We start from the raw sequence: 22,639 nt of genomic DNA, 5'->3' as shown, positions 1-22,639 counted from the left end.
CACCCCCCCCTTCCCCCCCCCCCCCCCCCCCCCCCCCCCCCCCCCCCCCCCCCCCTTCCCCCCCCCCCCGCCCCCCCCCCCCCCCCCGCCCCCCCCCCCCCCCCCCCCGCGCCTGCACACACCTCTTGCCTCCCAGCGGGCGACATGGGTACGGTCCCGGCCAGCTCCCCCGTCTACGCGCGTCCATCTGCACGAGGTGAAAGATCCCGATGTTTCCCCGAACGACCGTGCTGAGCACCGCAGCCGTCACCGTCGCCGCGTCCGCCGCCGTCCTCCTCATCACCGGCGCCGCGGCCGCCCCCGCCGCCGCCCCGGGAGCGGCCCCCTCGCCGGGAGCGGCCCCTTCCCCTTCGGCGACGCCCGGCTGGCAGCAGGCCGGTGACGACATCACCTCCGGCATCAGCGGCCTCGCCCTCACCGATGGCCCGCACAGCTCGGGCGGCACGGCCCACGCGCTCGTCGTCCGCGACAACAAGAAGCCCGGCCAGAACCGGGTCGGCGAACTCTTCTACCGCCCCGGCCGCTCCGCCCACATCGAACCGCTCGCCTGGGCGGACGGCGCCGAACCCATCGACCTGGAAGCGATCGAGGCGGTGCCCGGCGCCTCCGACGAGTTCGTGGCCCTGGCCAGCCGGGGCCTCGTCTACCACCTGAAGGTGCGGGGCTCCGAGGCCCACGTCCTGGACACCTCACCGCTCCCGGCCATCGCCGAAGGCGACGACTACGAGAGCTTCGCGCTGACCTCCCGGCACGGCAAGATGGCGGCGGTCTGGGCGGACCGCGGCGCGGGCAAGGAGCGCCCCGCGACGGTGCACGCGGCGCCGTTCTCCTTCAACGAGTACGACGAGGCCGAGTTCGGCCGCGTCTCCACCACCCGCCTCCGCGCGCCCTACCCGACCGGCGCCGTCCGGCACGCCTCGGACATCTCCGTCACCGACTCCGGCCGCCTGCTGGTGAGTTCGGCGTCCGACGCCGGCGACGACGGCCCCTTCGACTCGGCGGTCATGGACGCGGGCACGCTCTCCGTGAACCGCTCCGGCACGGTACGGCTCTCCGTCGCCAAGCACCCCGACGTACTGCGGAAGTTCAGGGGACACAAGATCGAGGCCGTGGAGTGCGCGCCGGGATCCGGGCCCGCGGTCCTCGGCACGGACGACGAGAACGCGGGCGGGTACGTCAACTCGGCGGACCTGTGCGGGCGTTGAGCTAGACACTGGGCGGGGCGGTCACGGGGCGGCGGTCGATCCACGCCCACACCGTCTTGCCGACGTCGCGCCGCGCCACCCCCCACTCGTCCGCCAGCGCGGCCACCAGGAGGAGCCCCCGCCCCGACTCGTCGTCGGGGTCGGGGCGTCGGGGCTCCTCCGTGGGGCACAGCTCGGTACGGGCGTCGCTCACCTCGATCCGGACCCGCTCGCCCGTACAGGTCAGCCGGAGCTCGAAGTCCCGGCCCGCGACCCTGCCGTGCGTCGCGGCGTTCGCCGCCAGCTCGGCCACGATCTGCGCCGCCCGCTCGGAGATCTCACCCCCGTACGGGATGCCCCACCCGTCCAGGCGGTACCGCGCCATCCGACGCGCGAGCCGGGCCCCTCGCGGCGTCGCACTGAAACGCTCCGTGAACATGTGTACGGAGACGGAAGTCTGTACTCGCTGTGGCATGACGCCCACGGTGGCCCGGCTCCCACCCCTTCACCAGGCACCCGACTCGTACGCTCCGTATTTGTACGGGTGCGAAGTGTGGACAGTACGCGTAACCGACCGTGACCATGGGCGGGTTGGCGGGGACCGGTGAGCGAGTGTCAGGGGATACGCGTGACGTCGTCAAGCACGCAGGGCGCGAACGAGCCCGAACCGACGGACGGCCTCAAGGCGTTCGGAGCGGCGCTGAAGAGTTTCCGGAAGCGGGCGGGGTTCACGCAGGAGTCCCTCGCGCCGGAGATCGGGTACTCCACGCACTTCCTCGCCTCCGTCGAGCAGGGCCGGCGCTTTCCGCCGGCGCGTTTCGTGGACCGGTGCGAGGCGGCGCTGGACGCGTTCGGGACGTTGCGGTTGATGGTGCATCAGCTTTCTCGGCAGCGGGGGTTGGCTTCTTGGTTTCGGAGGTGGGCGCAGCTTGAGCAGGAGGCGCTCAACCTCTATACGTACGAGTGCCGGTTGATCCCGGGGTTACTTCAGACGGAGGCGTACGCGCGGACTCTGTTCGCCAACCAGCTGCCCCCGCTGGGGGACGAGCAGATCGAGGCTCAGCTCGCGGCCCGCCTCGAACGGCAGAAGTTGCTGTCGGAGCGGCCCAACACGTCGTACAGCTTCATCCTGGAGGAGCACCTGTTCCTGCGACGCATGGGTGGACAGAAAGTCACGATGGAGTTGGTCGGCCACGTCCTCGACCTTGCCGAGCGGCGGAACATCGAAATTCAGGTGATGCCCTTGGTCAGGAAGACGCACGCTGGACTGGACGGCCCCATGCAGCTCTTGGAGACGCCGGAGAACAAGTGGTTCGCGTACAACGAGGGACAGGAGAGTGGCCAGTTGCTCTCCGACCCCAAGGTGGTCAGCATGCTGCAGACCCGGTATGCCAGGATGCGCTCACAGGCTCTTACCCTGGAAGACTCTGCGGAACTGCTGCAGCGGATGCGAGGATCAAGATGAGCGCCACTGAACTGGCCTGGTTCAAGAGCAGTCACAGCAGCAGCGGTGACGGCGACTGCGTGGAAGCCGCCCTGGAATGGCATAAGTCCAGCTACAGCGGCGACTCCAGCGGCGATTGCGTGGAGGTCGCCCTCAACTGGCGTAAGTCCAGCTACAGCAGCGGAGGTTCCGGCGACTGCCTGGAGGTCGCCGTCTGCCCCGCCACCGTGCACATCCGCGACTCCAAGAACCCCGGCGGGCCCGCCCTCGCCCTCGCCCCCGCCGCGTGGCGGGAGTTCATCGCGTACGCCCCCACCTCAGGGACATGACCGCCAGCGCAGCCGCAACGCCCCCGCACAGCATCGCGGTCGAGAGCGACATCCCGTCGACCACCGCCCCGCCGGCCACCGCGCCCAGCGCGAACGTCGCCTGGAACGAGGACGTGAAGACGACGGACGCCGCCTCCGGCGCGTGCGGCGCCGCGCCCGCGAACCACGCCTGGGAGCAGACGGGCACCGCGCCGTAGGCGAGGCCCCACACCAGGAGCAGCACGAGCGCGCCGACCTTGGCGGTGCCCAGCACCGGCAGGAGCAGCGTCGCCGTGGCGATGAGGCCCGCCGCCACGGCGAAGGTCAGCCGGAGCCCGCGCCGCGCCCACGTGCCCGCGAGGAAGTTGCCGCCGATGCCGGCGACGCCGTAGGCGAGCAGGAAGACGGTGATCAGGGAAGGGCCCGCGTCGGTGACCTCCTCGAGGAAGGGGGTGATGTACGTGTACGTGCCGAAGTGGGCCGCCACGACCAGGAATGTCACGACGAGGCCGAGCCGGACGCGTGGCGCGCCGAGCAGCTCGCGCAGGACGGCGAGCCGGGTCACGTGCTGCGGGGGCAGCGGCGGCAGGGAGACGAGGAGCGCCGCGAGCACGGCCAGCGTGAGGACGCCCATGGCGACGAACGCGGTGCGCCAGCCCGCTAGTTGGCCGAGCAGCGTGCCCGCCGGGACGCCGAGGACGGAGCCGAGGGGGACGGCGGAGAAGATGACGGCGGTCGCGCGCCCGGCCTGCGCCTCGGGCACCAGGCGGGAGGCGAGCCCCGCGCCGATGGACCAGAACGCGCCGATGACGAGGCCGACGAGGACGCGGGAGACCATCATCGCCCAGTACGCGGGGGCGGTCGCGGCGATGAAGTTGGCGAGGGCGAGCACCAGCATGAGGAGGCAGAGCATGCGGCGCCGGTCGACCCGTCCGGTGGTGACGGTGACGGTGGGCGCGGCGACGGCGGCGAGCAGTCCCGGCAGCATCATCATCAGGCCGGAGATGCCGTCGGAGGTGGCGAAGGTGTCGCCGATGGAGGTGAGGAGGCCGATGGGCAGGATCTCGGTGGTGACGATGGAGAAGATCCCCAGGGTCACGGAGACGACGGCGAGCCATCCCATGAGGGGGGTGGGGGTGACGGGGGCGGGGGCGGGGGCGTCGAGGGGCAGGGCCGGGGTGGACGTCGGTGCGGACATGTACCGAGTTCAGCAGCGGTCACCCGCCCGGGTCTGGCATGAATTCGACGTCAACGTCGTACGGGGTACGCGCGGGGTGCCCGGTCGGGTCCCGTTCCGTTCCGGTCGGTCCGGGTCAGTCCAGGTCAGTCCAGGATCGGCGTGGTCTGGGCGGAGGCGATCCGCCAGGTGCCGGCCTCCTTCACAAGGACGTAGGTGAGCCGGCCCGAGGTGGCGTGCAGGGGCGTCACCGGGTCGCCGTCGGCCTCCGGTCGCCGCCGGTCGGAGACGTGCTTGACGCTCGCCACGAGGGCGACGTCGTCGCGGATGAGGCGGATGTCCTCGACCTCGACCGTGGTGACCACGTCGGTCAGCGGGGAGGCGAGGGCCTGGCTCATCGCCGCGTCCAGCGCGTCCCGCCCCGCGACGCGGCGCCCACGGAAGTTCACGACGCTGGTGTCGGCGGTGTGCAGGGGAAGGAAACGGTCGGGGTCGGACTGCGACGCGACGGCGGCGTCGACGAGTTGACGTATCGCGACGATGTCCGCGGACTCGGTGGACGGCGACTGCACGGTCGACGACTTCGTTGTCGAGGACTTCGTGGTCGACGGTGGGGTGGTGGCTGATTCGGTACGCATGACGGCCATGTTCGAACATCAAGCGCACTTGAGGTCAAGGCCACCGCCGCCCGACACAGGTCGAGGACGCCACCGCCCGGCACAGGGTCGGGGCCGGCGCCATGGAACGCGACGTCGAGGTCGGCGCCACGGAACGCGACCGCCCCCCGGTAAACGGAATTGCCCCTTCAGCCATCCAGGACTGCCCTTCGGTTCCTGGCCCCGCGGGGGTGCCCTGTGAGAAGACTGGAGATCTCTGTGACCGAGGAGCCCCGATGCGCGCACACGAACGCGACCCCGCCCGAACGAACGCCGCCGGGAAGCCGCGGACCCCGGCCGGCAAGCCCGCGGCCGAGACGGACTCGCACCTCCAGCGGCTCCTCGCCCTGCAAGGGTCCGCGGGCAACGCCGCCGTCGTACAGATGCTCCGGCAGGACGGCCGGGCCGAGGAGCAGCACCGGCACGGGGCCGGCTGCGGCCACGGGCAGGCCGGGGCGGCCGAGCAGGCCACCGTGCAGCGCGCGCCCGCGAGCCCCGACGCGATGGACGTCGACGCGCGGGACTTCTCCGACGCCGAGGAGCTCACGGACGGCGGCACCGACTCGGAGGCGGGCGAGTACGACTACGCCTCGTTCCTGGACGAGCGGAACAAGTACCCGCGGGAGACCACGCCGACCCCGCAGCCGACGGTGGGCTTCGGGGACAGCACGTACGGCCCCGATCCCGGCAAGGTGAAGTCGATGCGCGAGGACCGCAAGCAGGGCCGGGCCCTCCCGCCGCTGCGCTACCGCAAGGACAATGAGCTCCTGTACCGGTGGGACAAGCGCACCCCCGACCAGATCCTCGGCAAGGGCTTCGACTCCTGGAACGACAAGCTGCCCGCCAGCCTGCGGCACTACCAGAAGCTGCTGACCAAGACCGGCTTCGTCAGCACCACCCGCTCCCCCGGCGGATACGTGCCCGACTGGGCGCGCCAGCCCGACGGCAGCGGTTACCGCTATGTGATCAGCGCGCCCGGCGGCATCGACCTGGTGGACACCCTGGGCACCACGTCCTTCGCCCAGCAGCAGGAGGTCATCTTCTGGCGGGGCATGACGTCCGGTCACGTCCTGCGCGCGGAGCTGTGCGACAAGGACGGCAACATCCTCAAGGTCATTCCGGCCGGCGGCGCCGGGGCGGGGCAGCAGCAGGGCGACGCGATGGACGTCGACAGCGACTGAGCGAGGGCCGCTCGCGCGGCGGTGGCGGTCCCTCGCACGGAAGCGGCGGCCTCTCGCACGGAAACGGCGGCCCCTCGCGCGGGACCTGACCGCGCGAGGGACCGCCTTTGTACGTACGGGAGTTGACGGCGGGTCAGTGGGCCACGGTCTGGCCCGGCACCCGTGTCTCGGCGATCTCCCTGCCCGGCTCCATCGGCGACGTGACGTCGTCCTCGTCGGCGCCTCGCCCGATGTGGTTGAAGACCAGGTTCAGCAGCACGGCGGCCACGCAGCCCGTCGAGATGCCCGAGTCGAGGATGATCTTCGCGGTCTCCGGGAACGCGTGGTAGAACTCCGGCGCCGCGATCGGGATCAGGCCGACAGCCAGCGAGACGGCCACGATCAGGACGTTGTTGTCCCGCTCCAGGTTGGCCTTGACCAGCGTCTGGATGCCGCTCGCCGCGACCGAGCCGAAGAGCACCACGCCCGCGCCGCCGAGCACGGGGCGCGGCACGACCGCGATCAGCGAGGCGGCCATCGGGCACAGGCCCATGAGGACCAGGAAGGCGCCGCCGACGGCGACCACGTACCGGCTGCGGATCTTCGTCATCGCGACCAGGCCGATGTTCTGGGCGAAGGCGCTGCACATGAAGCCGTTGAAGAGCGGGCTGAGCGCCGAGCCGAGGGTGTCGGCGCGCAGTCCGGCGGCGATGGTCTTCTCGTCGGCGGGCCGCTCGACGATCTCGCCGAGGGCGAGCATGTCGGCGGTGGACTCCGTCATCGAGACGACCATGACGACGCAGAGGGAGACGATGGCGGCGGCCGCGAACTGCGGGGCGCCGAAGTGGAAGGGCGTCGGGAAGCCGATGACGTCCGCCTCGCCGATCGGGCTGAAGTCGGTGGCGTCGAACGGGATCGCGATGAGCGTGCCGATGACGAGGCCGAGCAGGACCGCGATCTGCTTCACGAAGCCGGTGGTGAAGCGGCGCAGCAGCAGGACGATGACGAGGGTGAGGCCGGCGAGCCCCAGGTTCTTCATCGAGCCGTAGTCGTCGGCGCCGGGGACGGGTCCCTGGGCCCAGCCGAAGGCGACCGGCATCAGCGAGATGCCGATGAGGGTGATGACCGTGCCGGTGACGACCGGCGGGAAGAAGCGGACCATCTTCGAGAAGAACGGGGCGGCGATGAAGCCGAGCACGCCCGCGACGATCACCGCGCCGAAGATGAGCGGCAGGGCGTCCTTCTTGTCGTCGGTCGAGTCGACGACGGCGAGCATCGGCGCGACACCGGCGAAGGTGACGCCGTTGACGAAGGGCAGCCGGGCACCGATCTTCCAGAACCCGAGGGTCTGCAGGAAGGTCGCGAGGCCCGCGGTGAACAGACAGGCGCCGGTGAGGAACGTCAGTTCCTTGGCCGAGAGTCCGACGGCCGCGCCCACGATGAGCGGTGGGGCGACGACGCCCGCGTACATGGCGGCCACGTGCTGCAGGCCGGTCGTCGCCATCTTCAGGGCGGGGAGCTTCTCGTCGACCGGGTGCACGGACCCGGTCGAAGGTATGGACCTCTCGTCGCTCTGTGGTGGTTCTGGGGTGGTGCCTTGCTTGGTGAACCTGGGCTGAGTGGCCACTGTGGCTCCTCCGGTTGTTTTCCGGTCCCGGCGGGCCGCCGGCACTTTTCGCTTCTGGGAGGTGGTGCGTGATGCAAGGACTTGCTCGATGTGAAGTTGTGGGTACCGCGGAGCACCGGCGTGACCGGTGGGGTAATGCGCCCAGGTAGTACGGACCGCCCCAGGAACGCGAAGCTTTGGGCCGCGTTCCGGGGCGGCTCTTGAGCAGCCCGCTCGGCTGCTCAAGTCCGGTCGAGGGCCGTCCCCCCCGACCGGAGTTCTCGGGTTCAGCTCCCGGCGGCGATCCGCGCGAGACGCTGGGCCTGCTCCCGGGTGGAGCGGGCGATGGCGTCCTCGTCGGCGTGCAGCAGGGTGCCGTTCTCGACGACCGGCTTGCCGTTGACGAGGGACAGGGTGACCGGGGCCGCCGCGCCGAAGACGATGGCGGTCACCGGGTCGGCGATGGAGGCGTGGCCGATGCCGTCGATCTTCCAGAGCACCAGGTCGGCGAGCTTGCCGGCCTCCAGGGAGCCGATCTGCGTGGCGCGGCCGAGGACCTGCGCGCCGCCGAAGGTGCCGAGGCGCAGCGCCTGACGGGCGTTCAGGGCGGCCTCGCGGTGGGCGCCGAGGCGGTTGATCAGGAGCGCGTTGCGCAGTTCGGTGTGGAGTTCGCCGGACTCGTTGGACGCGGTGCCGTCGACGCCGAGGCCGACCGGGACGCCCGCCTTCAGCATGTCGGGGACGCGGGCGATGCCGGCGGCGAGGCGGGCGTTGGAGGACGGGCAGTGCGCGACACCGGTCTTCGTACGGGCGAAGGCCTCGATGTCGGAGTCGTTCATGTGGACGCAGTGCGCCATCCACACGTCCTCACCGAGCCAGCCGGTGGACTCGAAGTAGTCGGTCGGGCCCATGCCGAACAGCTCGTGGCAGAACTTCTCCTCCTCGACCGTCTCGCTGCCGTGGGTGTGCAGACGCACGCCCAGGCGGCGGGCCAACTCGGCGCCCTGCTTGAGGAGTTCGGTGGAGACGGAGAACGGCGAGCACGGCGCGACGGCGACCTGCGTCATCGCGTCGAAGGAGGCGTCGTGGTGCTTCTTGACGGTCTCCTCGGTCGCGGCGAGCGCGCCTTCGAGCGTCTCGACGGCGAAGTCCGGGGGCAGCCCGCCGTCCTTCTCGCTGCGGTCCATGGAGCCGCGGGCCAGGGTGAAGCGGACGCCCATCTCGGAGGCGGCGCGGATGATCGAGCCGGAGAGGTCGCCGGAGCCCTGCGGGAAGACGTAGTGGTGGTCCATGGCGGTGGTGACGCCGCCGCGGGCCATCATGCCGAGGGAGCCCTGCGCGGCCGCGTACGTCATCTGCTCGTCGATGCGCGCCCACGTCGGGTAGAGCGCCACCAGCCAGTTGAACAGGTTGTGGTCGGTGGCCAGGCCACGGGTGATCCACTGGTAGAAGTGGTGGTGGGTGTTGACCAGGCCGGGGGTGACCAGGTGGCCGGTGGCGTCGACGCGGCGCACGACGTTCGCCAGGCCCTCGGGGGCCTTGCCCGCGCCGATCGACTCGATCTTGTTGCCGGCGACGACGACGTATCCCGAGGCGTACTCGGTGTCCTGGGCGTCGACCGTGGCGATCGCGGCGTTCTCGATGACGATGCGCTCTACGGCGCCGTCGTTTCCGTTGGGGGTTGCCGATGCTGCCATGGTGCTTCCTTCTCTACTGGTGGCGATGCGATGTGGGCACGGCATGACCCTAGGAAGATTTGAGTGCCGCGGCGCTGGAGCCACGGGTGCCGAGATGGTGGAAGAACAGATTGAGCGAGACCGCGACGAGCGCGCCGGCGCTGATGCCGGAGCCGAGCACCGTCTGGGCCCAGGCGGGGAACTCCGCGTAGAAGGTGGGCGCGGCGAGCGGGATGATGCCCGCCCCGAGCGACACGGCCACCAGGATGATGTTGGAGCTGTCGTCCAGGCCCGCCTCGGAGAGCGTACGGATGCCGCTGACCGCGATGGAGCCGAAGAGGACGATGCCCGCGCCGCCGAGGACCGGCATCGGGACGACGTTGACGACCGCGCCGAGCACCGGGAAGGCGCCGAGGACGATGAGCGCGCCACCGGCGACGGCGACGACGTACCGGCTGCGCACCCGGGTCAGCGAGACGACGCCGACGTTCTGCGCGAAGGCGGAGGTCGGGAAGCCGCCGAAGACCGGTCCCACCAGGGTGGCGATGCCGTCGGTGCGCAGGCCGCGGGTGATGGTCTTCCCGTCGGTCCTGCGCTCGCAGATCTCGCCGAGGGCGAGCATGCCGGCCGCGGACTCGGTCATCAGGACCAGCATCACGATGCACAGGGAGAGGATCGCGGCGGGCTGGAAGACGGGGGCGCCGGCGGCGAACGGCGTGGGCAGGGCGGCGAGCGGGGCCGTCCGCACCGACGTGAAGTCGGCCATGCCGAACGGGATCGCGGCGAGCGTTCCGATGAACATGCCTGCGAGCAGGGCGACTTGCTTGAGGAAGCCGCGTCCGAAGCGCTGGAAGAGCAGGATCACGACGAGCGTGAAGGCGGCGAGCGCCAGGTACTTCATGTCGCCGAAGGTCGGGTCGGTGTCGTCGCCGCCCTGCGCCCACTTCACGGGCACCGGCATCAGCGTGACGCCGATGAGGGTGATGACGACGCCGGTGACCAGCGGCGGGAAGAAGCGGAGCAGCTTGCCGAAGAAGGGCCCCACGGCGAGGCAGAAGACGCCCGCGACCATCACCGCGCCGTAGATCGCGGGGAGTTGGTCGCCCTTGGCGTTGGTCTCGGCGATGGCGAGGATGGGCGCGATGCCCGCCGAGGATGCGGCGTTCACGAACGGCAGACGGTTGCCGACGAAGCCCTTGACGCCGAGCGTCTGCAGGATGGTGGCGAGACCGGCGATCAGCAGTCCGGCGGCGATGAGCCGGGTCTGCGCCACGGTGTCCAGGCCGCAGGCCTGGCCGATGATGAGCGGAGGGGTGACCACACCCGCGTACATGGCGGCGATGTGCTGGAGCGCGGCGGGGACGAGCCGCGAGGGATGGAGCTTCTCATCCACCGGGTGACAGTCGGGAGTTGATGCGCTGTCAGCTGTGTCCGATGGGGTGGAACACGGGCCTTCGGCTGCTGCCGGCCCCTTTGCAGGCTGTGCCATTGCGGATGTTCCCTCCGGTGTGGCGCGCCCCCGTCCACTGCGGTGGGGTGGGGGCGCGCATCCCGCGTCAGAGGTTGGTCATGTCGACCGGGATCTTCGGCTCGACGCCGTCCCGCAGAATCGTGGCCTCGATGAGGCCGTAGGGACGGTCGGCTGCGTAGTAGACCGCTCCGTCCTTGGCCTCGTTGTCGAGGCCGAAGGGCGAGAGGTCCTGACGGAAGTGGTGCTTGTTGGGCGCGGAGAAGCGGATCTCGTCGATCTCGCTGCGGTTGTTGATGACCCGCGAGCCCATCTGGTAGAGCGTCTGCTGCAGCGACAGCGAGTAGGTCTCCACGAAGGCGTGCAGGATGTGCTTCTTCGCCTGCGCGTAGGACCGCTCCCAGCTGGGCATGCGCTGCTCGTCGCTGGTCCAGTTGTGCCGCCACCAGGTGGACAGGGAGGTGGCGAGGATGCGGTCGTAGTCTTCCTGGAGGGTCGTGTACTTGTCCTTGATGAAGCCCCAGAACTCGGAGTTCGTGGAGTTCATCACGGTCAGGTCCTTCAGACCCGAGAGGACCTCGAACTTCTCGCCGTCGTAGGTGATCTGGGCGAGCCGCGTCTCCTGGCCCTTGCGGACGAAGGAGTGGTTGACCTCGTCGGCGCCGATGAACTTGGCGTTGCTGTCGGAGCCGCCGATGCGCTCCCAGGAGTACTCCTCGATGCGGATCCGCGCGCGGTGGATCGAGGGCTGGCTGTCCACGAAGTGCCGGGCGAGGTGGATGCCGTACTGCTCGGCGGACTCGATGCCGTATTCCTTGGCGAACGCGAAGCAGGTGTTCTTCGTCGTGTCCGTCGGCAGGCAGTTGGCGTTCGAGCCGTTGTAGTGGACGTCGTCCAGGTCGCCGGAGAGGGCGACGGAGACGTTCAGGTCCTTGATGTGGTGGGTGTCGCCGTCCCGCGTGATCTTTACGACCCGGTTCTCAGCCTTGCCGTACTGGTTCTGTCCCAGAATGGTGGGCATGTCTGCTAGCTCCCTCGGTAAACGGAGTAGCCGAACGGGTTGAGCAGCAGCGGTACGTGGTAGTGCTCGCCCGGCGTGACGGCGAACGTGATCGCCACCTCCGGGAAGAACGCTCCGGTCGCACCGCTGTCCCGATTCGCGGGGGCGTCCTGCTGCGCCTCGGCTTGCTTGTTCTGCGTGTTCGTCCTGCTCAGGAAGTACGGCTCGGTCTCGAAGTCGAGCCGTACGTGCGAGGTCCCCTCCGGCAGTGCCGGCAGGTCCTTGCAGCGCCCGTCCGCGTCGGTCGCGCTGCCGCCGAGCGTCTTCCACTCCTCGCCGGCGCCGCTGCGGGCCGACAGGGAGATGGCGACGCCCTCGGCGGGACGTCCGACGCTGGTGTCCAGGATGTGCGTGGACACCGAGGCGGTCGTTTCCGTGCTCATGCGTCGTTTCCTTCTTCTACGAGGCGGGTCAGGCGGATGCGGTTGATCTTGCCCAGTTCGGTGCGGACGATCTCGCGCTCTCCCTCCGCCTCGTTCTCGATCCGGATCTTGAGCTGGCCGAGCATGAACTCGGCGGTCGCGCCGGTCGCGCAGATCAGGAAGACGTGACCGAACTTCTCCTGGTAGGCCAGGTTCAGTTCGAGCAGTTCGGCCTTGAGCTCCTCGGAGGCGTCGGCCATGCCCCGCTGTTCGCGGGACGAGGTCGGGTCCCCGGGCTTCGGGCGCCCGATCGGCGGGTGCCCCGCCATCGCCTCGGCGAGGTCCTCGGCGGTGAGCTCGGCCATGGCGGCGTCGCTCGCGGCGAAGAGGTCGTCGGCGGTGGCGTAGGGGCGCTGGGAGAGCAGTTTGCTTCCCCAGGCCGAAGAGGCGCAGACCTCGTGGAGCGCGGCGGTGACCGCGGCCTCCTCCAAGGCATTGAACCGGGTCAGACCCGCCGGGGGGGTGGGGGCCTCCCCCACAAAACGCTGTGTACTCGAAGTCACGGGAGCCTCCGTGGCCTTGTGCTGGACGGGCTGCGGAACAGCTAAGACCTTGAACAACACCGCGTCAACAGTTTGTTGAAATAACTTGAACAAAGAAGCCGTCACCCGGTGAAAGGGTGACGGCTCGGCCGCTCAGCGTGACGAAAGGGACGGGGTGCGCGGGGGTCCCACGGGGGATTTACTCCCCCTTCGCGGCATTCTCCCTGTTCAGGTAGTTGTAGACGGTGAAACGGCTGACGCCGAGCGCCCCGGCGACCGTTTCGACGCCGTGCCGGACGGAGAAGGCGCCCCGCGCCTCCAGTATGCGCACGACCTCCTGTTTGGCCTTGCGGTCCAGCTCGGAGAGGGGTCTGCCCTGCTTGCGCTCCAGGGCCAGCAGGATGTGGTCCAGCGAGTCGGCGAGCTGCGGCAGCCGTACGGCCACCACGTCCTCGCCCTCCCAGGCGAGGACGACGTCGTCGGTCCCCGCCTGCTCGGGCGGCATCATCTCGCCGCCCATGGCGTCCACCAGCGGTTTCACCGCGGTGACGAAGGGGTCGTCCCCGAAACCGGTCACTTATCCGCCTCCCCCGGGTCCGCCGGGCCGCCCGGCTCGCCGATCACGTTGACCTGGAGCGAGACGCGGGTGGCGCCCGCGCCCAGGGACCGGCGCAGCATCGCGTCGACGGCGGTCAGCACCGCGTCGACGTCCCCCTCGGCCGTATTGCCGAACGGACCTACGTCCACGGCGTCCAGCGGGGCCCCCTGGATGACCTCACGGGCCACCAGCGCATGCGCGGGGGCCTCGTCGAGATCGAAGGGTTCGGTCGTGAACTCCACTCTCAATCGCACGTCCACAACCTAATGCCGCCGATCGAAATTTCGGCAGCCCCCTCTTGACAGCTTCCGCAGACCAGAGGCAGTCTTCCATCAAGCAGAAATGAACTTCCGCAATACGGAAGGAGCGCGGAAGCCCCATGGGATACTCCGACCAGCGCTTCAATGTGAACCTGTCGATCCTCTTCACCGAGCTCCCGCTCCTGGAGCGCCCCGCGGCCGCCGCGAAGGCCGGCTTCAGCGCGGTCGAGCTGTGGTGGCCCTGGGTCGACGCCCCCACCCCCGAGCAGTCCGAGCTCGACGCCCTGAAGAAGGCGATCGAGGACGCGGGCGTGCGGCTGGTGGGTCTGAACTTCTACGCCGGGCAGCTGCCCGGTCCCGACCGCGGCGCCCTGTCGATCCCCGGCGAGGAGAGCGAGAAGTTCCGCGCCAACCTCGCGGTGGCGGCGGACTTCGCACAGTCGCTCGGCTGCACGGCGCTCAACGCGCTCTACGGCAACCGCGTGGAGGGCGTGGACCCGGCCACCCAGGACGAACTCGCCCTGGAGAACCTGGTGCTCGCCGCCCGCGAGGCCGACCGCGTCGGCGCGATCCTGCTGATCGAGGCCCTCAACAAGCCCGAGTCGCCGCGCTGCCCGATCGTGAGCGCGCCGAAGGCGATCGAGGTCGTGGACCAGGTGAACGCGGCCACCGGCCTCGGCAACGCCAAGTTCCTCATGGACCTGTACCACCTGTCCATGAACGGCGAGGACCTGCCGTCGGTCATCGAGCAGTACGCGGCCAGGACCGGCCACGTGCAGATCGCGGACAACCCCGGCCGCGGCGCCCCCGGCACCGGCTCGCTCCCCCTGGAAGACCTGCTCGACCAGCTCGCGAAGGCGGGCTACGAGGGCTGGGTCGGCCTGGAGTACAAGGCGGGCGACCGCCCGAGCGCCGAGGCCTTCGACTGGCTGCCCGCCGAGGCCCGCGCCGCGCGCTGAGCGCCAACTCACCGTCGTACGAAAGCAGTTAGAGAGGCACCCTCATGAGCAACCTTCCCAAGATCGCGTGGATCGGCCTCGGCATCATGGGCTCCCCCATGTCCGAGAACCTGATCAAGGCGGGTTACTCCGTCACCGGCTTCACCCTTGAGCAGGACAAGCTGGACCGCCTGGCCGCGGCCGGCGGCACCGCCGCGAAGTCCATCGCCGAGGCCGTCAAGGACGCCGACGTCGTCGTGACGATGGTGCCCGCCTCCCCGCAGGTCGAGGCCATCGCGTACGGTCCTGACGGCATCCTGGAGAACGCGAAGTCGGGCGCGCTGATCGTCGACATGTCGTCGATCACCCCGCAGACCTCGGTGGACCTGGCCAAGGCCGCCAAGGAGAAGGGCCTGCGCGTCCTGGACGCCCCGGTCTCGGGCGGCGAGGCCGGTGCCATCGAGGCCGTGCTCTCCATCATGGTCGGCGGCGAGCAGGCCGACTTCGACGAGGCCAAGCCGCTCCTCGACGCGCTGGGCAAGACCATCGTGCTGTGCGGTCCGCACGGCTCGGGTCAGACGGTCAAGGCCGCCAACCAGCTCATCGTCGCCGTGAACATCCAGGCGTGCGCCGAGGCCGTGGTCTTCCTGGAGAAGTCCGGCGTGGACCTGAAGGCCGCGCTCGACGTCCTGAACGGCGGTCTGGCCGGCTCGACCGTGCTGACCCGCAAGAAGGACAACTTCCTGAACCGCGACTTCAAGCCCGGTTTCCGGATCGACCTGCACCACAAGGACATGGGCATCGTCACCGACGCCGCCCGCAACGTCGGTGCGGCTCTCCCGGTCGGCGGCGTCGTCGCCCAGCTCGTCGCCTCGCTGCGCGCGCAGGGTGACGGCGGCCTGGACCACTCCGCCCTGCTGCGCTCCGTCGAGCGCCTGTCGGGCGCCGAGCTCTGAGCCACTCCGAGCTCCCCTGAACTTCCGGGCCGTGGCGGCGCTGACACCTGTCCTGTCGCGCCCAGGCGTCGCCGCGGCCCGGAACACCACCCGCTCCACCGGCTCCACCCGTCGCACCAAGGCCCACTCAAAAACTTCAACAAACTGTTGACGTAGCTGCTCAGGGCTCCATACGCTCCCGAACACCGTCTGCAGTCGAAGCAGTTCCGTACGGAAGGTCAACCTCGCCACCATGTCGAAGCGTGTGCTCACGACCGAGTCCGGCGCCCCCGTCGCCGACAATCAGAACTCCGCCACCGCCGGCGTCGGTGGCCCGATCCTGCTCCAGGACCAGCACCTCCTGGAGAAGCTGGCCCGCTTCAACCGTGAGCGCATCCCGGAGCGCGTCGTGCACGCCCGCGGCTCCGGCGCGTACGGCTACTTCGAGGTGACCGACGACGTCACCGGCTTCACCCACGCCGACTTCCTGAACGAGATCGGCAAGCGCACCGAGGTCTTCCTGCGCTTCTCGACCGTCGCGGACAGCCTCGGCGGCGCGGACGCGGTCCGTGACCCGCGCGGCTTCGCGCTGAAGTTCTACACCGAAGAGGGCAACTACGACCTCGTCGGCAACAACACCCCGGTGTTCTTCATCAAGGACCCGATCAAGTTCCCCGACTTCATCCACTCCCAGAAGCGCGACCCCTTCACGGGCAAGCAGGAGCCGGACAACGTCTGGGACTTCTGGGCGCACGCCCCCGAGGCCACGCACCAGGTGACCTGGCTGATGGGCGACCGCGGCATCCCCGCCTCGTACCGTCACATGAACGGCTACGGCTCGCACACCTACCAGTGGACGAACGCCAAGGGCGAGGCCTTCTTCGTCAAGTACCACTTCAAGACGAACCAGGGCATCCGCAGCCTCTCCGCCGACCAGGCCGCCGAGACCGTGGGCAAGGACGCCAACTCGCACCAGACGGACCTGCTGCAGGCCATCGAGCGCGGCGTGAACCCGTCCTGGACGCTGCACGTGCAGATCATGCCGGCGGCCGAGGCGGCGGACTACCGCTTCAACCCGTTCGACCTCACCAAGGTGTGGCCGCACGCGGACTACCCGCTGCAGCGCGTGGGCCGGCTGGTCCTCGACCGCAACCCCGACAACGTCTTCGCCGAGGTCGAGCAGGCCGCGTTCTCGCCGAACAACTTCGTGCCGGGCATCGGTCCCTCGCCGGACAAGATGCTCCAGGGCCGCCTGTTCGCCTACGCGGACGCGCACCGCTACCGCCTGGGCGTCAACCACACCCAGCTCGCGGTCAACGCCCCCAAGGCGACGAAGGTCGACAACTACGGCCGCGACGGTCTCATGGCGTCCAACGCCTACGGCCGTGACCGCAAGAACTACGAGCCCAACTCGTACGACGGCCCCGCCGAGACCGGCCAGCCGCTGTCGGCGCCGCTCGCCGTCGCCGGTTACACCGGTACGCACGCGGCCGCGACCCACACCAAGGACGACGACTTCTTCCAGGCGGGCGAGCTCTACCGTCTGATGTCCGAGGACGAGAAGTCCCGTCTGGTGGCGAACATCGCCGGCGGCCTGTCGCAGGTCTCCCGCGACGACGTCATCGAGAAGAACCTCGCCCACTTCCACGCCGCCGACGCCGACTACGGCAAGCGCGTCGAAGAGGCGGTCCGCGCCCTGCGCGAGGACTGAGCGAGCGCAGTAACCCCCAGGCTGTGCCGGTGGGTTGACGGGAGGTCGACCCACCGGTGCTGAGCCCGCACCGCCACGGACCCGGATGAGGGGTGGTCCCGTGCGCACCGCGGGCAGTCCGCTGACGCGGACAGGCACGGGTCCGCGGCGGCTCTGCGAGCCAGTGCGGTGGTCAAGGTCCGACGCTTCCCTTCTCGACCTGAGGGAGGGGAATACTCGGTCCATCGCAACCGGCCGCCGCGGCCCCGACCGATCCCTCCGCCCGCCACGGAGGCCCAAGGACTCCGTCCGGCAGCGCGTATGCATGTTCCGCCAGTCGCGCGCGGTCGGGCGGTCACCACGTCACACGACGTCAGGCCAGAGCGCCGAGTACGGACGGTCCCGTACTCGGCGCTCTTCCGTGTGCGGGGCCGGCGGTGTGCCGGGAGGGTCTCGAACCAGAACTGCTGATCGTCCTGGAACATCAGCTGCCGCCTCGCATCTCCCTCTCAAGGAGCGCTCGGAAGGTGCGCGGGGGCCGGCCGGTGAGGCGCTGGACGGTGCCGGTGATGCGGTCCTCCTCCCCTTCGGCGATGGCGCGGTCCATGTCGGCCAGCATTGCGGCGAACTCCACCGGCACCTGCGTCGCGAGGCGATCGCGCATCTGCGTGTAGGACAGACGACGGTGGGCCACGGGCCGACCGGTGACCTCGGTGATGATCGCGGCGATGTCGTCGTAGCAGAGTGCCTCGGGTCCGGTGAGGAGGAGGTCGGTGTTGGGGGCTTGCTCGTCGGTCAGAGCGCGGACGGCGACGGCCGCGATGTCCTCGGCGTCGACGAAGCCGACCCGGCCGCTTTCGGTGGCGGTCCAGATGATGCCCTCGTCGCGGATGCCGTGAGCGTGCGCGTGCGTGCCGGTGAAGTTCTGCATGAACCACGAGGGCCGCAGTACCGCCCACTGGTCGAAGAGATCGGGCAGGGCTTGGTGCACCGCTCCTACCGCCGGGCCGCCCTCGGGGATGGCCGAGGAGCTCAGCAGCACTGCGCGGTGCACGCCGGCGGTGCGGGCCTGATGGAGGAACGGCAGCATGGTCGCCGCGGGGTCGGAGTCACCCAGGGGCGGTATGAGGTAGACGCGGTCGACTCCGTCGAGGGCGGCCGCGTGGGTGGCGGGGTCGTACCAGTCGAAGGGGACCGGTTCGGAGCCGGCGACCGGGGTGGCCCGGCGGCCGGCGGCTTTGACGCGGTGACCCGCGGCGGTCAGCTGTGCAGCGGTGCGGCTTCCCGTGGTGCCGGTGGCGCCGATGACCAGTGTGGTGCCGGTGGTGGTCATCGGCTGCTCCCGGTGAAGTCGGCGCCGGGCTCCTGGACGGCGAGGGGGTTCCAGTAGTCGCGGTAGGAGGTGATGTGTCCGTCTCGAACGGTCACGACGGCGATGTAGGTCATGCCGAAGGGGGCGTCGCTCTCCACCCAGCGGCCGACGCCGCGCATCTCGACCACGATGGTCTGTGGATCGGTGGTCTGGTGGATCCGCAGGTCGGGGAAGTCGTGCAGCTCGATGTGGTCGGGGTAGTGGCGCATGTAGGCGGCGATGGCCTCCTTGCCCTCCAGGCGCTGGGGCCAGCCGTCGGGGGCGAACGGGAACTCCATGAGGCCGTCCTCGGCCCACAGCGCGATCCACGCGGATATGTCCTTGTCGAGCAGCAGTCGCAGGCTGTGGCGGTACAGATCCACCGGGGAGGTCGGTGCGGACATGAGTATCCTCCAAGTATCAGAATCCGGACCGTGGGTCCGCTTCAACGATATGGACCACGGGTCCGTTTTGCAATTGGAAGGAGCGGCATGCCCGAACGCCAGTCCTCTCGCAAGGACGCCATCCGCAACCGGGAGGCCGTGCTCGCGGCCGCCGACGCCCTCTTCGTCCGCCGCGAGAGTCCCGAGGACGTGACCATGGCCGACGTCGCTGCCGCGGCCGGCGTCGGCAAGGGCACGCTCTTCCGGGCCTTCGGCGATCGCGCCGGGCTGCTCCGCGCGCTGTACGAGGCACGGCTCGAACCGATCAGGCAGGCCATCGAGACCGGCCCACCACCCCTGGGCCCCACGACCCCACCGCGGGATCGTGTACCCGCCCTACTCGATGCCGTCCTGTGCTTCAAACTCGACAACCGGCGCCTCGCGCTGGCCCTGGAGGAAGGCGGGAGCAGCAGCCCGTACCAGGCGGAGCACTACGAGCGGTGGCACAGCCTGCTCCGAACCGTACTGGAGCAGCTCCCCGGCCTGGCCGACAGCGACTTCACCGCCCACGCCCTGCTCGCCGCCACACGAGCCGACCTCGTCGAGCACCTCGCCGGAGAAGAACGCATGCCGCGGGAAGGAATGCGGTCACAGTTGGCGAACTTCGTCACCAGCGTTCTGGCCTCCGGCCCACCGCAAGGGTTGACCGCCGAGAAATGATCGAGGATCGGGCAAGTCCTTGCTCAGCGGGGCCTCTCGCAAACGGCCCGATGCCCGAACAAGAACAACAACTGCCCACCGAACCCCTGCCGATCCCCGATCGCCTCTCAGAACCCCTCGCGTCGCGACGCGGACGACGTAGAACGCCGCCCCTGCCCCCGCTGCGACGTTCAGCCCGGCTCGCGAAGCTGCTGCGGGTGCAGACCCCAGCCGACCGCGGGCCGGGACAGCCGTGGCGGCCCGGCACCCCGCCTCCGGCGCCGGCTGTCGCGGACACCCCGGCCGCGGACATCCGTATCGGCTACGCCCGTTGCTCGCAGTCACGGTGCACGAGATGAAGCGGCTGGGACGTGACGCCGCCGAGCTGACCGCGCTCGCCGACCACCTCACCGCGCACGGCCTGGTCCTGGAGATGCTCGCCGGTCCCCTGCCCGGCAGCTACGACCCCACCGGGCCGGGGAAGCTGCTGTTCGCGTTCTCCGCGGCGATGGCGGAGAACGAGCGGGAGAACATCCGGGAGTCGACGCTGGAGGGACTCGACACCGCGGCTCGCAAGGGCAAGCACGGCGGCCGGCCGCCGGTCATCACCGATGACATGCTCCACACCGTGCTCCGCCGCAGGGCGAACGGCGAGTCCGTCGAGCAGATCCAGCCCGACCTGATCATCCGCACCGGCGAGCGCAAGGGACAGAACCCCTGGGTGGCCGGCATCTACCGGGCACTCTCCGAGCACGCCAAGCGCGAGGCGTACCCCGAGGCCATCGAGGCGGCGCACGCCGACTTCGCCGCCCTCCCGGTTCGTGAAGTCCCCGGCCCTCGTAGTGACCGAGCCTGCTCGGTGACATCGAGCCCCGTCAGTGGCTACCGCTAATTCTCCGTTCGGCCGTCTCCCTCTGGAGGCCCTGGGGCAGGTGGCGCCCGGCCGCCCCGCGAGGGGGGTCGCATGCCGTCCCTGCACGGCCGCGGCACTTACTCACGCCCGCGTCGGCGGCGGCTGCCGCAAGGTGTGCCGCCCGGCACTGACAACGCCCCGCGCACGCGTCCCCCCGCACGCCCCCCCGCGCGCACGCCGAAGGGGCGGCCCACCCCCCACGGGTGGGCCGCCCCGGCTTCGGAGAAGCGGTCGGTCAGACCTTCAGCGGGCGGATCGCCGTCGGCGCGTGACCCGGCTCCGTCGCGATCTCCTCGAACTCCTTGACCGCGCTGATGTCGGCCGTGGGGCTCATGGAGATGTTCGTGATGCGCTCCAGGATCGCCTCGACGACGACCGGGACCTGGAACTCCTGGGCCATCTTCTTGGCCTGCTCGAACGCGGTGGCCAGCTCGTTCGGGTCGGTCACGCGGATCGCCTTGCAGCCGAGGCCCTCGGCGACCTTGACGTGGTCGACGCCGTAGACGCCCAGCTCAGGACTGTTCTGGTTCTCGAACTCCAGGTTGACCTGGAAGTTGATGTCCAGACCGATCTGCGCCTGACGGATCAGGCCCAGGTAGGCGTTGTTCACCAGGACGTGGACGTACGGGATGCGGTGCTGCGCACCGACGGCCAGCTCCTCGATCATGAACTGGAAGTCGTAGTCACCCGAGAGCGCGACGACCTGCGCGTCCGGGTCGGCCTTCGCGGCGCCCAGCGCGGCCGGGATGGTCCAGCCCAGCGGGCCGGCCTGGCCGCAGTTGATCCAGTTGCGCGGCTTGTAGACGTGCAGCATCTGCGCGCCCGCGATCTGCGAGAGACCGATGGTCGTGACGTACCGCGTGTCCCTGCCGAACGCCTTGTTCATCTCCTCGTAGACGCGCTGCGGCTTCATGGGGATGTCGTCGAAGTGCGTGCGGCGCTGCAGCGTCTCCTTGCGCTCCAGGTGCGAGGCGACCCACGCGGAGCGGTCCGGCAGCTTGCCCTCGGCCTTGAGCTCCTTCGCCACCTCGACGAACAGCTCCAGGGCCACCTTCGCGTCCGAGGCGATGCCGTAGTTCGGCGCGAAGATCTTGCCGATCTGGGTCGGCTCGATGTCGACGTGCACGAACTTGCGGCCCTCGGTGTACACGTCCAGCGCGTAACCGGTGTGACGGTTGGCCCAGCGGTTGCCGATGCCGAGGACGAAGTCCGACTCCAGGAACGTGGCGTTGCCGTAGCGGTGACCGGTCTGCTGGCCGACCATGCCGGCGTTCAGGTCGTGGTCGTCGGGGATCGTGCCCCAGCCCATCAGGGTCGGCACGACGGGCGTGTTGGTGAGCTCGGCGAACTCGACCAGCAGGTCGGAGGCGTCGGCGTTGATGATGCCGCCGCCCGCGACGATCAGCGGGCGCTCGGACTCGACCAGGAAGCGGATCGCCTTCTCGATCTGGGCGCGCGACGCGGCCGGCTTGTAGACCGGCAGCGGCTCGTACGTCTCCGGGTCGAACTCGATCTCGGTCTGCTGGACGTCGATGGGCAGGTCGATGAGGACCGGCCCGGGACGGCCCGAGCGCATCAGGTGGAAGGCCTGCTGGAAGACGCCGGGGACCTGCGCGGCCTCCAGGACCGTGACGGCCATCTTCGTGACCGGCTTGGCGATGGTCGCGATGTCGACCGCCTGGAAGTCCTCCTTGTGCAGGAGGTGCGTCGGCGCCTGGCCGGTGATGCAGAGGATCGGGATGGAGTCACCGATCGCGGAGTACAGGCCGGTGATCATGTCGGTGCCGGCCGGACCCGACGTACCGATGCAGACACCGATGTTGCCCGGGTTGGCCCGGGTGTAGCCCTCGGCCATGTGCGAGGCGCCTTCGACGTGGCGGGCGAGCGTGTGGTCGATGCCACCGCTCTCCTTGAGCGCCTTGTAGAAGGGGTTGATCGCGGCGCCGGGCACACCGAACGCGTTGACGACGCCCTCGCGCTTGAGGATCTCAACTGCCGCACGGACAGCGGTCATACGAGCCATGGGGTTCTCCTGCTTCGACAGCTTCGACAGCTCTTCGGCTGCCGGATACGGCTGGCGGATCCGGCTCCCGTCGCGCCCCGCGGTGAGCTTCTGTTTCCGCATTGTGGAAATTTAGTTCTGCTATATGGAAGCAATGTAAGCGGGCTTGCGGGAGACCGTCAAGAGAGGGACCACGAGAGGGGGCGGTCGGCTCCTTCTCGCGGCCC

The 22,639-nt window shown here is 69.8% G+C and carries 23 protein-coding genes; 9 read left to right on the top strand and 14 right to left on the bottom strand.

The genetic code is table 11. The features are described 5' to 3' along the window. Positions 1-209 precede the first annotated feature (209 nt). Positions 210-1,205 carry a hypothetical protein gene (locus tag ACZ6CV_RS36230; protein WP_469256010.1) on the top strand — a complete coding sequence of 332 codons (996 nt, stop codon included), beginning with the start codon at positions 210-212 and terminating at the stop codon, positions 1,203-1,205. 1 nt (position 1,206) lies between these two features. Here the strand turns inward: ACZ6CV_RS36230 and ACZ6CV_RS36225 are convergent, their stop codons facing one another. Beyond that, on the bottom strand, positions 1,207-1,659 hold the full coding sequence (locus tag ACZ6CV_RS36225) for an ATP-binding protein (protein ID WP_469256009.1): 453 nt from the start codon (positions 1,657-1,659) through the stop codon (positions 1,207-1,209). Between the two features lie 153 nt (positions 1,660-1,812). Between ACZ6CV_RS36225 and ACZ6CV_RS36220 the strand changes: the two genes are divergently transcribed. Further along, on the top strand, positions 1,813-2,649 hold the full coding sequence (locus tag ACZ6CV_RS36220; protein ID WP_469256008.1) for a helix-turn-helix domain-containing protein: 837 nt from the start codon (positions 1,813-1,815) through the stop codon (positions 2,647-2,649). Then, entirely contained in the window at positions 2,646-2,957 is a 312-nt protein-coding gene (locus tag ACZ6CV_RS36215; RefSeq protein ID WP_469256007.1) for a DUF397 domain-containing protein, read from the top strand. Before ACZ6CV_RS36220 ends, ACZ6CV_RS36215 begins: the two co-directional genes overlap by 4 nt. Here ACZ6CV_RS36215 and ACZ6CV_RS36210 read toward each other — a convergent pair. Further along, a complete protein-coding gene (locus tag ACZ6CV_RS36210; RefSeq protein WP_469256006.1) occupies positions 2,926-4,134 on the bottom strand; it encodes an MFS transporter in 1,209 nt (402 codons plus the stop codon). The two genes, ACZ6CV_RS36215 and ACZ6CV_RS36210, sit on opposite strands and share 32 nt — an antisense overlap. Before the next feature lie 125 nt (positions 4,135-4,259). After that, on the bottom strand, positions 4,260-4,751 hold the full coding sequence (locus ACZ6CV_RS36205) for an SgcJ/EcaC family oxidoreductase (protein WP_469256005.1): 492 nt from the start codon (positions 4,749-4,751) through the stop codon (positions 4,260-4,262). Positions 4,752-5,005: 254 nt separating this feature from the next. Here ACZ6CV_RS36205 and ACZ6CV_RS36200 point away from each other — a divergent pair, with 254 nt between their 5' ends. Beyond that, positions 5,006-5,950, top strand: a complete 945-nt coding sequence (locus ACZ6CV_RS36200) for a scabin-related ADP-ribosyltransferase (RefSeq protein WP_469256004.1) — start codon at positions 5,006-5,008, stop codon at positions 5,948-5,950. Between the two features lie 133 nt (positions 5,951-6,083). Here the strand turns inward: ACZ6CV_RS36200 and ACZ6CV_RS36195 are convergent, their stop codons facing one another. The 8 genes from ACZ6CV_RS36195 to ACZ6CV_RS36160 form a co-directional block, all read right to left on the bottom strand. Beyond that, a complete protein-coding gene (locus tag ACZ6CV_RS36195; RefSeq protein ID WP_469256015.1) occupies positions 6,084-7,433 on the bottom strand; it encodes a nucleobase:cation symporter-2 family protein in 1,350 nt (449 codons plus the stop codon). Between the two features lie 389 nt (positions 7,434-7,822). Beyond that, positions 7,823-9,232, bottom strand: coding sequence for an 8-oxoguanine deaminase (locus ACZ6CV_RS36190; protein ID WP_355805643.1), 1,410 nt, complete (start codon positions 9,230-9,232; stop codon positions 7,823-7,825). Positions 9,233-9,281: 49 nt separating this feature from the next. Further along, a complete protein-coding gene (locus tag ACZ6CV_RS36185) occupies positions 9,282-10,700 on the bottom strand; it encodes a nucleobase:cation symporter-2 family protein (RefSeq protein ID WP_469256003.1) in 1,419 nt (472 codons plus the stop codon). A 67-nt stretch (positions 10,701-10,767) separates the two neighbouring features. Continuing rightward, a complete protein-coding gene (gene pucL / locus ACZ6CV_RS36180; RefSeq protein ID WP_469256002.1) occupies positions 10,768-11,700 on the bottom strand; it encodes a factor-independent urate hydroxylase in 933 nt (310 codons plus the stop codon). Positions 11,701-11,705: 5 nt separating this feature from the next. Further along, positions 11,706-12,122: a hydroxyisourate hydrolase gene (gene uraH / locus ACZ6CV_RS36175; protein WP_469256001.1), complete on the bottom strand. Its 417-nt coding sequence runs from the start codon at positions 12,120-12,122 to the stop codon at positions 11,706-11,708. Then, positions 12,119-12,664 (bottom strand): 2-oxo-4-hydroxy-4-carboxy-5-ureidoimidazoline decarboxylase, encoded by a 546-nt coding sequence (uraD, locus tag ACZ6CV_RS36170; RefSeq protein WP_469256000.1) that lies wholly within the window; start codon positions 12,662-12,664, stop codon positions 12,119-12,121. Before uraD ends, uraH begins: the two co-directional genes overlap by 4 nt. Before the next feature lie 178 nt (positions 12,665-12,842). Beyond that, positions 12,843-13,220 (bottom strand): helix-turn-helix domain-containing protein, encoded by a 378-nt coding sequence (locus ACZ6CV_RS36165; protein ID WP_362365707.1) that lies wholly within the window; start codon positions 13,218-13,220, stop codon positions 12,843-12,845. Then, entirely contained in the window at positions 13,217-13,495 is a 279-nt protein-coding gene (locus tag ACZ6CV_RS36160; RefSeq protein ID WP_355805625.1) for a YkoF family thiamine-binding protein, read from the bottom strand. The genes ACZ6CV_RS36165 and ACZ6CV_RS36160 overlap by 4 nt, the downstream gene beginning before the upstream one ends. Positions 13,496-13,620: 125 nt before the next feature. Here ACZ6CV_RS36160 and ACZ6CV_RS36155 point away from each other — a divergent pair, with 125 nt between their 5' ends. The 3 genes from ACZ6CV_RS36155 (at position 13,621) to ACZ6CV_RS36145 (ending at position 17,085) form a co-directional block, all read left to right on the top strand. Then, positions 13,621-14,460, top strand: a complete 840-nt coding sequence (locus ACZ6CV_RS36155; RefSeq protein ID WP_469255999.1) for a TIM barrel protein — start codon at positions 13,621-13,623, stop codon at positions 14,458-14,460. Positions 14,461-14,504: 44 nt separating this feature from the next. Then, complete coding sequence (locus tag ACZ6CV_RS36150; protein ID WP_362365713.1) at positions 14,505-15,395, top strand: 2-hydroxy-3-oxopropionate reductase; 891 nt, start codon at positions 14,505-14,507, stop codon at positions 15,393-15,395. A gap of 232 nt (positions 15,396-15,627) precedes the next feature. Then, a complete protein-coding gene (locus ACZ6CV_RS36145) occupies positions 15,628-17,085 on the top strand; it encodes a catalase (protein WP_362365716.1) in 1,458 nt (485 codons plus the stop codon). Positions 17,086-17,548: 463 nt separating this feature from the next. Here ACZ6CV_RS36145 and ACZ6CV_RS36140 read toward each other — a convergent pair whose 3' ends face one another. Both ACZ6CV_RS36140 and ACZ6CV_RS36135 read right to left on the bottom strand, forming a co-directional pair. After that, positions 17,549-18,397, bottom strand: a complete 849-nt coding sequence (locus tag ACZ6CV_RS36140) for an NmrA family NAD(P)-binding protein (RefSeq protein ID WP_469255998.1) — start codon at positions 18,395-18,397, stop codon at positions 17,549-17,551. Next, complete coding sequence (locus tag ACZ6CV_RS36135) at positions 18,394-18,819, bottom strand: nuclear transport factor 2 family protein (RefSeq protein WP_469255997.1); 426 nt, start codon at positions 18,817-18,819, stop codon at positions 18,394-18,396. Before ACZ6CV_RS36135 ends, ACZ6CV_RS36140 begins: the two co-directional genes overlap by 4 nt. 87 nt (positions 18,820-18,906) lie before the next feature. Between ACZ6CV_RS36135 and ACZ6CV_RS36130 the strand changes: the two genes are divergently transcribed. Together ACZ6CV_RS36130 and ACZ6CV_RS36125 are read left to right on the top strand one after the other, a co-directional pair. Continuing rightward, positions 18,907-19,518 carry a TetR/AcrR family transcriptional regulator gene (locus ACZ6CV_RS36130; protein ID WP_469255996.1) on the top strand — a complete coding sequence of 204 codons (612 nt, stop codon included), beginning with the start codon at positions 18,907-18,909 and terminating at the stop codon, positions 19,516-19,518. Positions 19,519-19,852: 334 nt separating this feature from the next. After that, positions 19,853-20,389, top strand: coding sequence for a recombinase family protein (locus tag ACZ6CV_RS36125; protein ID WP_469255995.1), 537 nt, complete (start codon positions 19,853-19,855; stop codon positions 20,387-20,389). A 256-nt stretch (positions 20,390-20,645) separates the two neighbouring features. Here the strand turns inward: ACZ6CV_RS36125 and gcl are convergent, their stop codons facing one another. After that, on the bottom strand, positions 20,646-22,433 hold the full coding sequence (gene gcl / locus ACZ6CV_RS36120) for a glyoxylate carboligase (RefSeq protein ID WP_469256014.1): 1,788 nt from the start codon (positions 22,431-22,433) through the stop codon (positions 20,646-20,648). Between the last annotated feature and the right edge of the window lie 206 nt (positions 22,434-22,639).

This window comes from Streptomyces sp. NPDC041713 (assembly GCF_055591085.1).
Note: the sequence above shows the minus strand (reverse complement) of the source record. Positions and strands in the feature narration are given on the sequence as shown.

Excerpts from the sequence above, each read along its gene's own strand:
- ACZ6CV_RS36190 (WP_355805643.1), bottom strand. The coding sequence starts at position 9,232 with ATGGCAGCATCGGCAACCCCCAACGGAAACGACGGCGCCGTAGAGCGC.
- ACZ6CV_RS36185 (WP_469256003.1), bottom strand. The coding sequence starts at position 10,700 with ATGGCACAGCCTGCAAAGGGGCCGGCAGCAGCCGAAGGCCCGTGTTCC.
- ACZ6CV_RS36145 (WP_362365716.1), top strand. The coding sequence starts at position 15,628 with ATGTCGAAGCGTGTGCTCACGACCGAGTCCGGCGCCCCCGTCGCCGAC.
- ACZ6CV_RS36225 (WP_469256009.1), bottom strand. The coding sequence starts at position 1,659 with ATGCCACAGCGAGTACAGACTTCCGTCTCCGTACACATGTTCACGGAG.
- ACZ6CV_RS36135 (WP_469255997.1), bottom strand. The coding sequence starts at position 18,819 with ATGTCCGCACCGACCTCCCCGGTGGATCTGTACCGCCACAGCCTGCGA.
- uraH (WP_469256001.1), bottom strand. The coding sequence starts at position 12,122 with ATGAGCACGGAAACGACCGCCTCGGTGTCCACGCACATCCTGGACACC.
- ACZ6CV_RS36195 (WP_469256015.1), bottom strand. The coding sequence starts at position 7,433 with ATGGCGACGACCGGCCTGCAGCACGTGGCCGCCATGTACGCGGGCGTC.
- gcl (WP_469256014.1), bottom strand. The coding sequence starts at position 22,433 with ATGGCTCGTATGACCGCTGTCCGTGCGGCAGTTGAGATCCTCAAGCGC.
- ACZ6CV_RS36130 (WP_469255996.1), top strand. The coding sequence starts at position 18,907 with ATGCCCGAACGCCAGTCCTCTCGCAAGGACGCCATCCGCAACCGGGAG.
- ACZ6CV_RS36125 (WP_469255995.1), top strand. The coding sequence starts at position 19,853 with ATGAAGCGGCTGGGACGTGACGCCGCCGAGCTGACCGCGCTCGCCGAC.
- ACZ6CV_RS36150 (WP_362365713.1), top strand. The coding sequence starts at position 14,505 with ATGAGCAACCTTCCCAAGATCGCGTGGATCGGCCTCGGCATCATGGGC.
- ACZ6CV_RS36230 (WP_469256010.1), top strand. The coding sequence starts at position 210 with ATGTTTCCCCGAACGACCGTGCTGAGCACCGCAGCCGTCACCGTCGCC.
- ACZ6CV_RS36210 (WP_469256006.1), bottom strand. The coding sequence starts at position 4,134 with ATGTCCGCACCGACGTCCACCCCGGCCCTGCCCCTCGACGCCCCCGCC.
- pucL (WP_469256002.1), bottom strand. The coding sequence starts at position 11,700 with ATGCCCACCATTCTGGGACAGAACCAGTACGGCAAGGCTGAGAACCGG.
- ACZ6CV_RS36155 (WP_469255999.1), top strand. The coding sequence starts at position 13,621 with ATGGGATACTCCGACCAGCGCTTCAATGTGAACCTGTCGATCCTCTTC.
- ACZ6CV_RS36140 (WP_469255998.1), bottom strand. The coding sequence starts at position 18,397 with ATGACCACCACCGGCACCACACTGGTCATCGGCGCCACCGGCACCACG.
- ACZ6CV_RS36215 (WP_469256007.1), top strand. The coding sequence starts at position 2,646 with ATGAGCGCCACTGAACTGGCCTGGTTCAAGAGCAGTCACAGCAGCAGC.
- ACZ6CV_RS36205 (WP_469256005.1), bottom strand. The coding sequence starts at position 4,751 with ATGCGTACCGAATCAGCCACCACCCCACCGTCGACCACGAAGTCCTCG.
- ACZ6CV_RS36200 (WP_469256004.1), top strand. The coding sequence starts at position 5,006 with ATGCGCGCACACGAACGCGACCCCGCCCGAACGAACGCCGCCGGGAAG.